This window comes from Pectobacterium artocarpous (assembly GCF_046159765.1).
In the GTDB taxonomy this organism is placed as follows: Bacteria; Pseudomonadota; Gammaproteobacteria; order Enterobacterales; family Enterobacteriaceae; genus Pectobacterium.
The window spans coordinates 62,613-76,994 of the sequence record NZ_JBJXVK010000005.1; the positions used below are offsets into that span (position 1 = coordinate 62,613).

The 14,382-nt window shown below is 52.8% G+C and carries 14 protein-coding genes; 5 read left to right on the top strand and 9 right to left on the bottom strand.

All coding sequences use genetic code 11. The annotated features are described in order from the left end of the window. Positions 1 to 8 precede the first annotated feature (8 nt). The 3 genes from fecA to fecI form a co-directional block, all read right to left on the bottom strand. Complete coding sequence (gene fecA / locus ACKQAD_RS04480) at positions 9 to 2,357, bottom strand: TonB-dependent Fe(3+) dicitrate receptor FecA (protein ID WP_409159048.1); 2,349 nt, start codon at positions 2,355 to 2,357, stop codon at positions 9 to 11. A gap of 94 nt (positions 2,358 to 2,451) precedes the next feature. Then, positions 2,452 to 3,408 carry a ferric citrate uptake sigma factor regulator FecR gene (gene fecR / locus ACKQAD_RS04485; protein WP_409159049.1) on the bottom strand — a complete coding sequence of 319 codons (957 nt, stop codon included), beginning with the start codon at positions 3,406 to 3,408 and terminating at the stop codon, positions 2,452 to 2,454. Further along, on the bottom strand, positions 3,405 to 3,926 hold the full coding sequence (fecI, locus tag ACKQAD_RS04490; protein ID WP_409159151.1) for a ferric citrate uptake sigma factor FecI: 522 nt from the start codon (positions 3,924 to 3,926) through the stop codon (positions 3,405 to 3,407). Before fecI ends, fecR begins: the two co-directional genes overlap by 4 nt. A gap of 270 nt (positions 3,927 to 4,196) precedes the next feature. Between fecI and ACKQAD_RS04495 the strand changes: the two genes are divergently transcribed. The 4 genes from ACKQAD_RS04495 to ACKQAD_RS04510 all read left to right on the top strand — a co-directional run bounded on the left by ACKQAD_RS04495 (position 4,197) and on the right by ACKQAD_RS04510 (position 8,827). Then, positions 4,197 to 5,846 carry an EAL domain-containing protein gene (locus tag ACKQAD_RS04495; RefSeq protein WP_409159050.1) on the top strand — a complete coding sequence of 550 codons (1,650 nt, stop codon included), beginning with the start codon at positions 4,197 to 4,199 and terminating at the stop codon, positions 5,844 to 5,846. Between the two features lie 109 nt (positions 5,847 to 5,955). Next, the gene (locus ACKQAD_RS04500) at positions 5,956 to 6,297 is read left to right on the top strand and encodes a zinc ribbon domain-containing protein YjdM (RefSeq protein ID WP_409159051.1); all 342 of its coding nucleotides are present in this window, start codon (positions 5,956 to 5,958) and stop codon (positions 6,295 to 6,297) included. 137 nt (positions 6,298 to 6,434) lie between these two features. Next, positions 6,435 to 7,520 (top strand): lytic murein transglycosylase B, encoded by a 1,086-nt coding sequence (mltB, locus tag ACKQAD_RS04505; RefSeq protein ID WP_409159052.1) that lies wholly within the window; start codon positions 6,435 to 6,437, stop codon positions 7,518 to 7,520. A gap of 581 nt (positions 7,521 to 8,101) precedes the next feature. After that, positions 8,102 to 8,827 carry a sulfite exporter TauE/SafE family protein gene (locus ACKQAD_RS04510; protein ID WP_409159053.1) on the top strand — a complete coding sequence of 242 codons (726 nt, stop codon included), beginning with the start codon at positions 8,102 to 8,104 and terminating at the stop codon, positions 8,825 to 8,827. Here ACKQAD_RS04510 and ACKQAD_RS04515 read toward each other — a convergent pair. The 6 genes from ACKQAD_RS04515 to ACKQAD_RS04540 all read right to left on the bottom strand — a co-directional run bounded on the left by ACKQAD_RS04515 (position 8,824) and on the right by ACKQAD_RS04540 (position 14,166). Then, positions 8,824 to 9,717: a LysR family transcriptional regulator gene (locus ACKQAD_RS04515; RefSeq protein ID WP_409159054.1), complete on the bottom strand. Its 894-nt coding sequence runs from the start codon at positions 9,715 to 9,717 to the stop codon at positions 8,824 to 8,826. The two genes, ACKQAD_RS04510 and ACKQAD_RS04515, sit on opposite strands and share 4 nt — an antisense overlap. 80 nt (positions 9,718 to 9,797) lie before the next feature. Continuing rightward, a complete protein-coding gene (locus ACKQAD_RS04520) occupies positions 9,798 to 10,505 on the bottom strand; it encodes a GGDEF domain-containing protein (RefSeq protein WP_409159055.1) in 708 nt (235 codons plus the stop codon). Then, a complete protein-coding gene (locus tag ACKQAD_RS04525; RefSeq protein ID WP_409159056.1) occupies positions 10,492 to 10,944 on the bottom strand; it encodes a DUF1987 domain-containing protein in 453 nt (150 codons plus the stop codon). The genes ACKQAD_RS04520 and ACKQAD_RS04525 overlap by 14 nt, the downstream gene beginning before the upstream one ends. A 1-nt stretch (position 10,945) precedes the next feature. After that, complete coding sequence (locus ACKQAD_RS04530; RefSeq protein WP_409159057.1) at positions 10,946 to 11,500, bottom strand: SiaB family protein kinase; 555 nt, start codon at positions 11,498 to 11,500, stop codon at positions 10,946 to 10,948. 13 nt (positions 11,501 to 11,513) lie between these two features. Further along, complete coding sequence (locus ACKQAD_RS04535) at positions 11,514 to 12,758, bottom strand: SpoIIE family protein phosphatase (protein WP_409159058.1); 1,245 nt, start codon at positions 12,756 to 12,758, stop codon at positions 11,514 to 11,516. Positions 12,759 to 12,972: 214 nt separating this feature from the next. Next, on the bottom strand, positions 12,973 to 14,166 hold the full coding sequence (locus ACKQAD_RS04540) for an alpha/beta hydrolase (protein ID WP_409159059.1): 1,194 nt from the start codon (positions 14,164 to 14,166) through the stop codon (positions 12,973 to 12,975). Here ACKQAD_RS04540 and ACKQAD_RS04545 point away from each other — a divergent pair. Continuing rightward, positions 14,160 to 14,336, top strand: a complete 177-nt coding sequence (locus tag ACKQAD_RS04545; RefSeq protein ID WP_409159157.1) for a hypothetical protein — start codon at positions 14,160 to 14,162, stop codon at positions 14,334 to 14,336. The genes ACKQAD_RS04540 and ACKQAD_RS04545 overlap by 7 nt on opposite strands. Positions 14,337 to 14,382 lie beyond the last annotated feature (46 nt).

Consider the following 14,382-nt stretch of genomic DNA (forward strand, 5'->3'; position numbering starts at 1 on the left):
CGTAACAATCAGAATTTCAGCGAACCCTGCATATAGAAGGTGCGAGGTTGGCCGGCATAAATTCCTTTGTTGTTGTCATCGCTGTTCGAGCGCGTGTAGTAGTCGTGGTCGAACAGGTTTTTCACACCAAAAGCCAGATTGAGGTCAGAGAACTGCGGTCCAAAGTCGTAAGCCGCACGAGCGCCCCACAGCATAAAACCGGGGATACGTCCGGCGCTGCCATCGGCGCTTTCGGCAACGGTGTTAGCGTTATTGGCAAACTGGCTGGACTGAAACTCACTGTTCAGGTTGAACGTCCAGTTACCCGGTTGATAATCAACGCCGAATCCGCCCCGATGTTTTGACGAGAAAGGTACCTGATTACCGTAGGTGTCGCCCGCTTCGCGAATTTTTGCGTTCACGTAGGCATAGCGCGCATAAACCGACACGTCTTCCAGACGAGGTGACAGCTCGGTGAGGTGGTAGCGTGCCTGCGTTTCCAGCCCGGAATGACGGGTTTTTCCACGGGTGGTGACGGTATCGTTGGTCTGGTTAGAGTCATACTGGTTATTGAAGTTAACCAGAAAAACGCCCATTTCTGCCGTTAACGCCCCATCGTCGTAACGGGTTCCGGCTTCCCAGGTACGCGCTTTTTCTGGCTCCACGTTGCCGCTTTTAGCCGCTTTGCCAATTCGGCTGTACTGTACGGTGCCAAATGATCCTTCGGTATTTGCATAAAGATTCCAGCTGTCGTTAACGTGGTAGAGCACATTCAGGGCTGGCAATGGTGCGTTATAGCTGACTGCTTCGCCCGTGCCTTTCAGCGTATTATCCTGGTGAGATTTGATGTGCTCGAAACGCATTCCCGGTGTAATCGTCCAGTTGCCGATATCAACGCGGTCGTCGATGTACCAGGCGTGCGCCTCTGTACCTGCGCGGGTTTCGCGATCGATAGGGCTGTTGGCGCTTGGCAGCGTCTTGCTGGCGGTGCTGGTGAAGTAACGCACCTCATGAGTGGATTCACTGACATAGCGGTAGCCGACGCCTACTTCATGCGCGGAGGAGCCGAGGGTAAAGCTTTGGCTGTAGCGGGGTTCGATGCCGCGTACCCAATATTCGCGTGGCGACAGGGTGATGATTGAATTCTGCTCCAGATAGCCGCTGCGCAGCGTGCGCGTATAGAAGCCCTGAATATTGAACTTATGCTGCTGATCCGGCTGATATTGATAGCCCAAACTGGCAAGCTGACGACGCCCCCAGAAGCGATCGTATGGGCGCGTTGACTGCCAGCGGTCAGCGTTGTAATCGGCACGAGACAGGCCACCCGGCATATCGGCGCTGCCATCGTAATATTGCAGCAGGCTGGTAAAGGTGTGTACGTCATTTGGCGCATAGCGGCTTTTCAGCATAACGTCATCAATGCGAGTCGCGCTGTGTTCACGCCAGTCGCTGCCACGCGTGCCGGAATAGAGCAGTGCTGAACCAAAACCGTTATCCGACGTACCGCCTACCAGCAGGTTATGGGTTTCTTTGGGATTGTGCTGTGAAGAGGTCGGGCTGTATTGGCCTTCTATGCCCGCGTTAATGCCGAACTCTTTTGGGATCGCCCGGGTGACAAAGTTTACGACGCCGCCGACGCTTTGCGGCCCATAGCGCACGGCACCGCCGCCGCGCACAACATCGACGGCATCCATATTGCCAAGCGAAATAGGGGCGAGGGAAAGTTGCGGCTGGCCGTAGGGCGCAAACGGCACCGGAATGCCGTCCATCAGCACGGTGGAACGGCTGGCAAGACGTGGGCTGAGGCCACGAATCCCAAAGTTCATGGCCAGATCGTGGCTACCCGTCCCGTTATTTTCCGGCGCATACACGCCCGGCATACGGTTTAAGACATCGCGCATGGTGGTGGCACCGGTCTTGGCAAAGTCCTCACGGCGGATCACATCGCGCGCGCCAGCGTGTTCAAAGACGTCATTTTCACGCGCTTCACCCAACCAGTCACCGACCACCGTCAGGGTTTCTTCCGCTGCCGCCGGGATCGGTTCGAGCGTCCAGGCGTTATCGCCCAGCGATTTCAGTTGCAGACCGCTACCTGCCAGCAAGGCTTTCAGGCCGCTATCAACGGTGTAGTCGCCGTGCAGGCCGTTGCTGCGTTTCCCCTGCGTCAGTCTGGCATCGACCGACAGCGTAATTCCACTGCGGGTGGCATAGTGGTTGAGTGCTTTGTCTAAATCGCCAGCAGCAATATCGTAGCGTGCGGTGGCAGGCACCGTCGCGGCGTAGGCCATCCCTGTCGTGATACTGACTGTCGGCAGCAGGCTGAGCTGTATCGCCATGGCTAAAGGGGTTGCTTTACGAAAGGCACGTAAGAGCGTCATAACGTCTCCATCATCATTTTTGTTGTATTCATACCTAAGTCGAACGAGAGGGAGAAAAAGGACAATCAAGAATGATAATTTTTTTCGTTATCGTTTAGTTTGCAGGAAGGATATTGACCCAATAACGCGTAATATACTGAATTTTAACCGGAAGTGTTTTTTCGATGACCTGTAGTACGGTATCGGTATTTTTCAGCGGGAAAGTGCCGCTTAAGCGCAATGTTGCGACTTCCGGGCTACAGCGCAGCACGCCGTGACGGTAGCGCGAGAGGGTCGCCATCACCTCGCTGAGCGGTTTATTGCTGAAACTGAGGATGCCTTGCGTCCAACGGCTATCCTCCTCATCTGCGGATTGGATTTCACCCAGTTCCCGCGCGCTGAATCGCAGGCTTTCACCCTGACGCACGATGCGCTCTTGGGTAGGATCCTCCGCCAGTACGACTTTCACCGCATGTTGCTGCACGCTCAGTAGCGTGCTTCCTGCTTCCTGACGTACCGTGAATTCAGTGCCGAGTGCGGTCAACTGCCCGTGTCGCGTTTGCACGTAGAAAGGACGATTGCTGGCATCCTGTCCAGTGGTAATCGCGATTTCGCCGTACCAGAGGTGAATGCGCCGCTGCTGTGGATCAAAGCGAACGTCGACGGCGCTGTCGGTGTTAAGCGAAAGCAGCGTTCCGTCTTCCAGACGCTGCTGGCGGATCGCGCCTTTCGCCGTGGTGTAATCGGCTCTAAGGCCCGTTCCGGTGTCGGAACGCCAAAGTTGCCAGCCGCCGCCCACGCCTAACAGCAGAAGCAGTCCCTTCATCACTCTGCGACGGGTAAGCTGGGTATCCTGAAGCGCACGGTGGGCGATGTTGCTGGGCACGACGTTCATCTGATTGCGCAGGTTTTCTACCTGCGACCAGGCCCACTGGTGATCCCGGTTTTGCTCATACCACCGCTGCCATTTCTCGGTTTGCCGAGGGCTCGCACGTTCGTCGCTCAGTACCGCATACCAATGCGAGGCGGAGCGCAGAGCCTGACGCTGTGAGTCAGTTAGCGGGAGGCTCATAGCCCATGCTCCAGACGGAACAACAGGCAATGTTCCGTGGCTTTGGCCACGTATTTTTTAACTGAACTGACGGAGACATTTAGTTGCGTGGCGATCTCACCGTAGGCCATGCCGTCAAGTTGGGAAAGCAAAAATGCCTGTCGTGCTTTGTGGCTCAGGCCATCGAGCATGAGATCCACCTGCTGGAGCGTCTCAAGCTGTTGTTGCTGAATCTCCGGTGAGGGGGCAAGCGCTTCCGGCAACTGCTCTAGCCTCTCCAGATAGGCTTTCTCCAGCGCATTGCGGCGAAAGAGATCGACCATTACGCGCTTGGCAACCGTGCACAGAAAAGATTTGGGATCGCGGATGGTGCTCAGCGACTCGCCGTTCATCACGCGGAGGAAGGTGTCCTGAGTAATATCATCGGCATCAAAAGAAGAGTGGAGCTTGCACGCCAGCCAGCGCTTCAGCCAGCCGTGATGCGAACCATAGAGCGATTCTAGCGTCAGTTCAGCAGAGGTGGTGGTATGGTCAGACATCATGGTCAGGAATAGCAAAGCGTATCGACGATCAATAATAAGGCGCTATGTTAATATGATAATGGTTCTCATTACAATTAAATCACAAGGTGATATCGTCAAGAAAACAATAATAGAAAACAACCGTCTGTTTTTTAAATAAAATAACGACCTCGCTTTTGCCTGTGTGGAGACGTAGAGCCCGACAGTTATCGATGTCTTATAATAAGAATTATTTAGGATATTGCTACATTGTCGGGAAGGGTTGTGTGCTATGTTGGGTGTCCCGTGATGACAATGCGTCGCCTTCCTATGAGAAAAAGCCTGATAGCCTATTTGCAAACGCTCTATTTTAAGCGCGGTTTTTTCCTGATTTTTTCTGCTTTTTTTTGTCTTTTTTCCGCCATCTGTGCGCTGGTTCTTCTGGTATATGCGGCAGTGACGTTAAAACAGTTTGAGCATGATGTGGAGAGTTTTTCTGATGTCGCTGTCGGGCATGCTGAAGAAATAATGGCGCAAGCCACCAGAGTGCTGGATGTGTTTGATCAAAAAACGCTTAGTTCGTGTTCAAATGAACATATGGAGCAACTCAGACGTGCCTCTTATTCTAATGATTATGTAAAGGATGTGATTTATATTGAGGACAATCGCCCCCGTTGTTCTTTGATGTTAAGTCATATAAATCGTTCTCCACTTCTTTCGCCCGATCTTATCTATAAGAATAAGTATCGGGTCTGGTATAACGCCGATAATACACTTAACAGATATCGCCAGATGATTTATGTCGGATTGTCAAATTATTTGATTGTTCTCAATCCAAATTCTTTTATGAATGTTCCCTCTTATAGCTACAATATAAGATATGCCTTTGTTGAAAAAGACAATGGTATGGTAATTATATCGAATATACACACCTCTAACATCGCTTTAATTCTTTCTGGTCGCTCTCCCGCCACAGGTCGATTTTACAGTGACAATAAGTATTTTCTTTTGAAACCGATGCCAGATGGCAACATTGTATTAGTGGTTAATGCTGACGAACCTAAATCTTATCGTTTCGCTTTTATGTTGTTCCTCTATTTCATTCCCATTCTTATGGGACTTTCTCTACTTCTTGCGGTTCTTATCTCCAGAACAGCGCAGGCAATTCAAAATCCTTACCATCTATTAAATAATGCGTTGAGACAAAAAGAGTTTGAATTGCACTATCAGCCGATTATTAAACTGGATACCACGCAAATTGTGGGATGTGAAGCGTTGATTCGCTGGCGTCATTCGGACGGTCGCCTGATCACGCCGGATTCTTTTATTCCTATGATTCGTCAGGTTGGGTTAATGAAAGAGTTTACTTTCTTCGTCATTAATGAGGCGCTACAAACGGCCAGCGTATTAAAGAAACGTTACCCTGAAATGTTTGTCTCTATCAACCTTGAGGCGGCAGAGTTTGAGGATATGTCCGTTTTCAATTATCTCGTGGAACAGATTGCGGTACACGATCTCGATGGTGCCAATATTAATGTCGAATTAACTGAATCATCTATGATCGAACCACAGAAAGCGGCACCGATGGTAGAGCTGTATCAACAAAAAGGTATTGATGTCGCTATTGATGATTTTGGTACCGGGTATTCCGGGCTGTCGTATCTTGAGCGGGTAAAAGCCAATAAGCTTAAAATCGATAAGTCCTTTGTCGGAAACATTAATAGCCATTCACCCACCGATATCGTGCTGTCCCATATTGTCAGCATGGCACATTGCCTTAACCTACATATTGTTGCCGAGGGAATTGAAACCCCGATTCAGGAAGCCTATCTGAAAAGTCTTGGCGTCGTTTATGCGCAGGGCTGGCTGTATTCCAAAGCGCTAACGCAAGAGGCATTGATTGCGTTTCTGGCGGCAAGAGGCAAAACGGTATCAGTGGGGGGGGTAAAGTCACTATAAACGCAGCTTCACTATCAAAAATATGTATAAAAGGGTAAAATGGCGAAACTATGGTAGTTACCTAATGATATTTATTACTTTTTTATCGTGAATTTTTCAGGAGTTTATCATGCAACAGTTACCTCATTGTCCCAAATGCAGTTCCGAATATACCTGGCAAGAGGGCGACATGTACAACTGCCCTGAATGCGGCAATGAGTGGTCCGCGGTAGACGATGCGGCGGTGCAGGATGAGGGCTTGGTGGTCAGAGATGCTAACGGCAACCTGCTGGCGGACGGTGATACGGTCACGGTCATTAAAGACCTGAAAGTAAAAGGCAGCTCGACTCCGCTGAAAATCGGAACCCGTGTGAAGGGCATTCGTCTGGTGGAAGGCGATCACAATATTGATTGCAAAATCGATGGTTTCGGCCCGATGAAACTGAAATCCGAGTTTGTGAAGAAAAACTGATTCGGATGTGATGGTGTGTGCGTCGGTCTGCCATCTGGTCGGCGCGCTGCACTTTTTCACCTCTGGCTGGTTTTTTCACACCAGACAATCCTTTACCATAGCCGATATTGATTTCTTACCTGCTATACGGATATCTGATGCGTCATCTGGCTCGTTTTCTCCCTCTGCTTGTTTTGCTCTCGGCCTGTAGCAGCCAGCCTGCTGCTCCTCCCGCAGAAGCGCCTTCAGGCAATCCTTTTAAAGGCGGCTTCCTGCTTGAACCTGCACACAATGTCCATCCGTTGGGCGGTGATTTTGCGACCAACCCGGCTACCGCGCGGTTTGTCGATAAAATGGTGCTGGAGCACGGCTTTAATCGCCAGCAACTGCATGATGTGCTGGTACAGGCGAAAAGTCTGGATTGGGTGATTCGGCTGATGGATAAACAAGCCCCAACGTCGCGTCCGCCTGCAGGGCCGAATGGTGCCTGGAACCGTTACCGCAATAAGTTTATTACGCCAGACAACGTGCAGAACGGCGTGGCGTTCTGGAATCAATATCAGGATGCGTTACAGCGTGCTCAAAACATTTACGGCGTTCCCCCTGAGATCATCGTCGGCATTATTGGCGTTGAAACCCGCTGGGGCAGGGTCATGGGGAAAACGCGCGTCATCGATGCTCTGGCAACGCTGGCGTTTGATTACCCGCGACGTGCCGATTACTTTGCGGGCGAGTTGGAAACCTTCCTGCTGATGGCGCGTAAAGAAGGCAACGATCCGCTCAGCCTGCGCGGCTCTTACGCGGGGGCAATGGGCTATGGGCAGTTTATGCCTTCTTCCTTCAAGAACTACGCGGTGGATTTTGACGGCAACAGTCACACCAACCTGTGGGATCCGGTGGATGCGATTGGCAGCGTGGCTAACTATTTCAAAGCGCACGGTTGGGTAACGGGTGCCCCTGTGGCGGTGCAGGCAAACGGTCAGGCTCCGCTGCTGGCGAACGGTTTTAATACCCGTTACTCGCTCACTGAACTACAGGCGGCGGGATTAACGCCACAGCATTCACTGGCCGGGTATAGTGAAGCCAGCCTGCTGCGGCTGGATATCGGTACCGGCTACCAATACTGGTATGGCTTGCCGAACTTCTACACCATCACGCGCTACAACCACAGCACGCACTATGCGATGGCCGTGTGGCAGCTAGGAGAAGCCGTAGGCCGCGCGCGCCAAGGCCAGAGCTATTAATTTATGTGGCTCGCCGATAACGTTTGATGCTGCTCCATACGACGGTTTCTTTCTACACAATGTAGGTGCTGTGAGATTGATTGTTATCCGGCGTAAGAAATTATGCTGAGGAGATAGCAGGCCTTAGGATGAGCCGCATGGACGCGGCTCAAGCTTGCGCCACGTCGGACAAAAACGTCAAAGACGTTTTTGAACAGCACTTGTGCTGGCCCGAAGGGCGAGCCCCGTTCATGGGGCGAGTAAACGTGTCGCAAGCGGTCCGTTAAGCCTGATACCGACGAAGGTATCGCGCAGCGACATAATTTAGCCGGAAGCCAGGGTTCGCAGGGCGGCGGCGACTGAGCGCCCTGCGTCGGGCGCGTGCTACGAGGTAGCATGAGAATAGCGATATTGTGGCGCACGAAACTATCTCCGTGCTTGCATAAAGATGCGACTCCGAGAATTTCCACTTCCCAATCCTACCTTTACCTCCAGTTTTCCCTGAATCAGCCTCAATACAATCCGCATCGACACCAACAGCCGTCTCATTGGACTATTCATGCATCGGGGGTTTCCTATGACGTTGCAAACCGAGGCGATGAATGACGACGATGATGATGGTATTCCTGCTGGCAGGGATGGTGAAAGGCGTGATTGGCCTGGGGTTACCGACAATCGCGATGGGGCTATTAACGCTGGTGATGCCTGCGGCCAGTGCGGCGGGGTTACTGATAATTCCTTCGCTGGTGACTAACGTTTGGCAACTCGTCTGCGGCCCCGCCTTTCTCAGCCTGATTACGCGGTTTTGGACGCTGTTTGTCGGGATCATTATTGGGACGTTCTGGAATAGCTTGCCGACCTTAACCTCGTCATCATCATGGACGAGCGCGGCGCTTGGCGGCATTTTGGTGGTTTATGGCCTGTGGGGGATTCTGGCGACCACCTTGCCGCAGCCCGGTCGTCATGAAATCTGGCTATCCCCGCTGGTGGGTTACATCACCGGCGCTATTACAGCAGCAACGGGCGTTTTCGTGATTCCGGCCGTGCCCTACCTGCAATGCCTGCGGCTCAATAAAAACGATCTGGTACAGGCGTTGGGGCTGGCGTTTACCGTTTCCACGTTGGGGCTGGCGCTACAGCTTATGCAGGGGCTAGGGTTACAGGGCATCGATCTCTGGCAGTCGATGTTAGCGCTGATTCCCGCGCTACTGGGCATGATGATGGGGCAACGCCTGCGTCATGCGATTAGCGAGCAGGTTTTCCGTCGCTGCTTCTTCCTCGGGTTGATAGCGCTAGGCGGATATATGGCCGTGCGCGGGCTGGTTTAAGCCGTGTTCTCTGTCGTAATAAATGTGACGAACTCCTGAACATAGCCGGGCAGTGCGGAAAACTGGCGGGCGCAGACAACCAGATTACGTGTCGCCCAGTTGTCTGACAGTGGGACTGTGCGGATAGCCAGTCGCTCCATCATGCGCTGTGCCGCATGGCGTGGAAGAATGCCAATGCCGATACCACTATGAATCACCTGCGTAACGGCATCAAAGCTGGTAAGGCGTACGCGGTAATTCAGACGTTTCCCCAGTCTTCTGGCATGTTCATCAATGTGTTCCTGTAAAGCCGCTCCTTCGCTAAGCCCGATAAAGTCGGCATCGGCGATGTCAGCCAGGCTGAGCCGTTGTTCTCCGTCCCATGTGCTGTTTTGCGGCACCACCACCACCAGTTCGTCCTGACGGAACGGGCGGATTTCCAGCCCGTCCAGCGGTACGGCGTCAGCCACAATGCCGAGATCGGCGGTTTTATTGCGAATCGCATCGACGATATCGCGGCTGAGTTTTTCATTCACCGATACGGATATCTGTGGGCAGACCACCAGATAGCGACCCAGCAGGGCGGGTAAATATTCATTCAGCGCCGCAGAGTTGCACAGTAGCGGAATATGGCCGCGCAGCCCTTTGCCGTATTGGTGTAATTCGCTGCGCATATGATCGAACTGACGCAGGATGATGTGAGCGTGGTGCGCGAGCGAAAACCCCGCGTCGGTGAGCGATACGCCTGCCTTTGACCGTAGTAGCAGTGGCACGCCAAGTTCGTCTTCCATACCGCGTATGCGTTCGCTGGCGGCCTGCACGGTCAGGCTAGACGCCGCTGCGCCGCCGGTAATGCTGCCTGCTTTCTGAATATTGAGAAACAGCCGGAGATCGGTTAAATCGAATCGCATAGCGGGAATCTGTCTCGGAGGAGCCGATACCCACTATTATGATCGTGAGTCAGGGTGACGGCAATCGCCCGGCTCGCGGCTTACTGAAATTCCACTCTATTTCTTCCCTTTTCCTTGGCCTGATAGAGCGCGGCATCCGCTGCGCCATAGAGCGCATCGAAACGGGTTTTCTGCGGTGCCCAACTGACGCCAAAGCTGGCGGTAACGCGCTGTTGCGGCAGCACGCTGAGCGGCATTCTGTTGAGGTCCTGATGAAGACGGCTGGCGAGGGAGACGGCTTGCATGAGCGTATGCCCTTCCAGCAGGATAGTGAACTCTTCACCGCCGACGCGGCCAATGCTGCTTGTGGTATTCAGCACGTGTTGCACGCGTGATACCAGATCGCAGATCACGGCATCGCCAGTAGGGTGACCGTAGGTATCATTCACCTGCTTGAAGTGATCGATATCCAGCACGATGAGCGCCGCCTGATTGCGTTCCAGCGCCTGGTTGATGCGTTCAATGATCGCGCCACGGTTATACACGCTGGTTAGCGGATCGTGGCTGGCCTTGTACTCCAGTTCGACCGCCAGTTGATTGAGCTGGGTGTTCAAACGGTTCAGCTCCTTCTCCGCCCGATCGCTGCGTGAAATCAGGCGGTGCGATTCTCGTACCAGCCGCTGGTAATGGTCGGTTAACGCCAGCAGCGTGTCGCGATAGACTTCAGCTGGCCTCTCCTGCTGGTTAGCGATGTTGCGCGCGGCGAGCAGAATGTCGTATTCCGGTGTAAACAATTCAATTGTGCTCATGGTTATCACTCAAAATCGTGCTGTGAAAGGTCAGGGCAGGGAAGTCAATGTGCAGTTCTTCACCAAATTCTTCCGTAATGTCGTCGTCTTTGTCGTAATACCAATATAGTGCAATCGATAGCGACTGTTCAGCAGCCTGGTTAAGCAGGTTGAATAAACTGAACAGCATCTTAGTGCTGGAGCTGTTGAAATAAATCAGGGAGACGTGAATTTCGATGTTCGGCAGCGCCTCATCCGGCGGCATCGTTTCCGCGTAGGTCGTCAGCGTGTGCAGATACGCCTGAATCTCCGTAAGCAGCGGGCGGTAAAATGCCGCGGCATTCTCAGGATAAGACTCGCCGGAAAGATAAAGACGGTGTGTGTCAAAGTGAAAATCAACGGTTGGGGTACAGGATGTCCCCGAAATATGGAGGTTGCTTAGGGTCGTTATATTTTTCATGTCAAATGATTGCCTTCAGATAAAACGTAGATAGCCCCGTTGATGCGTCGGCCCGAAACGTAAACTGGAGTGGCTCACTGGCATCACGCGCGACGGTCAACAGCCCCATATCCGCCCCTTTGCTTGATGACGGGGTTTCATCGCGCAGAGAGGCTTTATAGGCGAGGCGGATTTCATCAAGTGTCATACCGCGCAGCGGTTCAAGACGTCCCCGCAGTATCTCGACATCGTCGGGGTGTACCGGGTTAGCGCACAGCAGGAAGTATTTCCCATTTTCGTAACCCAGACAGACGGAACCATGACGGACCTCGACGGGCTGATCGAGCGCCGTTAGTGGGGCGGCGGAATAGCGAGTAATGTTCTGCACCATCTCGACGAAGGTAGAGAACAGTCTGCGACGGATACCGGAAGGAAGCTGCTTTTTCTCCAGTTGTAGCCGCATAGTTTCAGCCAGTGAACTGATGATGTTTTGTGAAAAATAGCCTACGTAATACAGCGTGATGTCATGCTGGTGCGAGGGAGAGAAAAATTCAGTGTATTTGATGTTTGGCATCATTCTGCCTGCCTGATTAAACAAAAGTCGAACAATGTCGGAAGCCCCAAAATGTTAAATCGTCTCGTCGGGTCTGATCGCCCTGGTAGATCTTGTGTGCCGACAGGAGCTGGTTAGCCAGGTCACGCATCGGCTGGTGTTGATAGTGCTGGAGATGCTCCTGTAGCCGGCGTTTTCCAAACATAATCCTGCGTTCTCCGCCAATTTGATCCGTCAATCCGTCCGTGGTGGTAAAAAACATATCGTTATCATGAAGCGGCAATTCGTAGCTCGACCACTGGTAGTCATAAGGCGTTTCGGTATAACCGATCCCCATACGATCGCACCGGAGTGGCGTCAGTTGCCCAGTATGGCGTTGCAGCATGAAAGCCGGCATCCTCGCACCGGCAAACGTCAGCGTGTTGCGCGTCATGTCGCAAAACATCAGCATGGCATCGCAGCCGTCGTTAGAGGCAGAAAGCTGGCGCGTTTCGTCACGCTGCCCCAGCGTATCTTTAATATGGCGGTTGATCGTTTGTAATAGCTGCGCAGGCAGCATCGGACCGTGCAGTGTCAGCGCCTGTTCCAGTGCGGAAGAGAAAATCAGCGTCATAAATGCGCCGGGTACGCCGTGTCCGGTACAGTCTGCGACGGCGGCAAGCCAGCCGTTCTGATAGGTTTTAAAGGCATAGCAGTCACCGCCGACACAGTCTCGCGGTTCCCAGGCCAAACACCAGTCTGCAAGCGTGCGGGACATCGCCTGCGTTGACGTCGTCAACATCGCGGCCTGAATCACACTGGCATATTCGATGCTCTGCATAATCTGCTGATGCTGGCGCAGGTGCATATCGGAGACGGCTTTAATCAGATCGATGCCCAGCCCGATACCGATATAACGTCCGTTCTCGGTGATCATAAAGCCATCCGTCAGCGATTTATCACCGGTGATCACCGTTTGATTGGCCACGTCGTTTAACGACGCCTGCTCATCAACAATCAGCGGGTTTTTATCCATAAATGCGATGCAGCTCTTTTTATCGTACAGTTCGCGATAAAAAGGCCGCGACATCTGTGAGAGAAAAATGTGGCGGTTGATTAAGCCGAAAGGGCGCCCATCCTCAACGACAGGAAGGCTGACCCACTCTTTATTTTTACTGAATAACTGCAATACGGTGGCGTTATCGGTGTCAGGAGAAACGTCCGGCAAGGGAACGCAAAGATCTCGCGCCACCGGTGTACCCCGGAGGAGCGGTCGGGCGCAAGTAACGGGCATGGCGATCATGGTTAATCTTTGGGGCGGATTTGTCTTTAAGTCAAAATACCTGCCCTTGATGACTAAATGATGACAGCCCCCGTCATACTTCAAGCCACAGATGCGTTGGCTTCCCTTCAATACTCGGCCCGTCGTGGGCCTCAGCCTAAAGGGGCAACACTTTGTGGTGTTCAAAACGATAACGTTTTGTCCTGCTACTTGAATTATTTAGGGGGATCCCGTGCTATTGCGTATGCAGGACGTTGGCCATGATCTGGTTTTGCCAGTCAAAATAGGGATTAAAGGTCAGGCGCACATGGTTTTTTCCGTTTTCCACGTATCCCCAGTCGGAATACCACAGTGTGCTGCGATCCTGGCAGGTCTTGAGGTCGCTCTGGGGCTGACCGTTGGCGCAAATGACGATCGCACCGGTTTTACCGTATTCCTTATTCTCCGGGGAAAACAGGAGCGACATGTGCGAGAACTGGCTGATGCGCCACTCAGGCAGCGAGCCTGTTCGCACCAACACGCGCGAGGAATGTATGCCAGCAGGGCGATCGCCATACCAGATCAGACGGCTGGATGGATTGGTAAACTGCTTATCGAACGCATTGACAATATAAGTCGTATCAACGACGGAATCATGTTCTGCCAGCACGATTAACACCGGCTTGTCATAAGACTTTTTCGCGAGTTGTGAACGCACACCGCGGCTGGAATAATAATATTGGGCGAAACCGTTGGTCGGCACGCGCATATAGCGGGTTGCCAACTGCTGAGGGTAACCGGGGCGCGGCGGCATGAGCCAGTCGGTAAAGACGGACAGCATCGGCGTCATAAAGTCATATTTTTCGTTGGATTTAATCGCGGGGGAGAATAACACCAGCCCTTTGATTTCCGGGTGTTGTAACGCGTACTCCAGCACCAGATTACCGCCAGTGGAGAAGCCGCCCAGATAAACCTCATCGACCTCTTTGCTGAGGATGGCGGCCTGCTCGGCGATCACTCTGCGCCAGTCATCGACGGTGACGTGCAACAGATCTGACGGCCGGGTGCCATGCCCCGGTAACAACACGGTTCTGACCAGAAAACCTTGTTTGACCAACTGCGGCGTAATGTCAGTGAATGAACCGGGTGAGTCGCCTAGCCCGTGCACCAGCAAGATGGCCTTATGTGGCTGGCCGACGGGGCCAGCTTCACTGGGCGTATTCCAGCGCAGTTCCAACTGTTTGTCTGTGGTCTGGAAGGCGCGATGCTGTGCGACCCAACTCGCCGTGTCTTGCTGATAACGTTCAAATGATGTTTGCCCTAACGGTGCGATGTCGCGTGGGGTGCTACCGCATCCCACCATGAAAAGCACGCCGCTGACGGCGAATAAACCCGTCATTACCCGTTTCCAGACTGTCCACGAAACGAGCCGGAATACGTCTATTGTCATTTATGCTCCTTGCCTGCTGGCAACATCAACCTGATTGCGAGTGGGATGCGGTGCTCGACAACACTATATCCGAAATCATTTCGCGTGGATTGCTCAATGTGCTGGCGGAACTGCGTGGTGCTGAACTGGCGCTGAAGCGCACGCTGTTTACCGAATTGCAGCAAGGGTAATGAAATGAAACAGACCATGCTTCAATAAGCACGGTCTGTTGAAGGT

Bases quoted from the DNA above. Each gene is read 5' to 3' on its own strand.
- fecA (WP_409159048.1), bottom strand. From the start codon at position 2,357: ATGACGCTCTTACGTGCCTTTCGTAAAGCAACCCCTTTAGCCATGGCG.
- fecR (WP_409159049.1), bottom strand. From the start codon at position 3,408: ATGAGCCTCCCGCTAACTGACTCACAGCGTCAGGCTCTGCGCTCCGCC.
- fecI (WP_409159151.1), bottom strand. From the start codon at position 3,926: ATGTCTGACCATACCACCACCTCTGCTGAACTGACGCTAGAATCGCTC.
- ACKQAD_RS04495 (WP_409159050.1), top strand. From the start codon at position 4,197: ATGACAATGCGTCGCCTTCCTATGAGAAAAAGCCTGATAGCCTATTTG.
- ACKQAD_RS04500 (WP_409159051.1), top strand. From the start codon at position 5,956: ATGCAACAGTTACCTCATTGTCCCAAATGCAGTTCCGAATATACCTGG.
- mltB (WP_409159052.1), top strand. From the start codon at position 6,435: ATGCGTCATCTGGCTCGTTTTCTCCCTCTGCTTGTTTTGCTCTCGGCC.
- ACKQAD_RS04510 (WP_409159053.1), top strand. From the start codon at position 8,102: ATGACGACGATGATGATGGTATTCCTGCTGGCAGGGATGGTGAAAGGC.
- ACKQAD_RS04515 (WP_409159054.1), bottom strand. From the start codon at position 9,717: ATGCGATTCGATTTAACCGATCTCCGGCTGTTTCTCAATATTCAGAAA.
- ACKQAD_RS04520 (WP_409159055.1), bottom strand. From the start codon at position 10,505: ATGAGCACAATTGAATTGTTTACACCGGAATACGACATTCTGCTCGCC.
- ACKQAD_RS04525 (WP_409159056.1), bottom strand. From the start codon at position 10,944: ATGAAAAATATAACGACCCTAAGCAACCTCCATATTTCGGGGACATCC.
- ACKQAD_RS04530 (WP_409159057.1), bottom strand. From the start codon at position 11,500: ATGATGCCAAACATCAAATACACTGAATTTTTCTCTCCCTCGCACCAG.
- ACKQAD_RS04535 (WP_409159058.1), bottom strand. From the start codon at position 12,758: ATGATCGCCATGCCCGTTACTTGCGCCCGACCGCTCCTCCGGGGTACA.
- ACKQAD_RS04540 (WP_409159059.1), bottom strand. From the start codon at position 14,166: ATGACAATAGACGTATTCCGGCTCGTTTCGTGGACAGTCTGGAAACGG.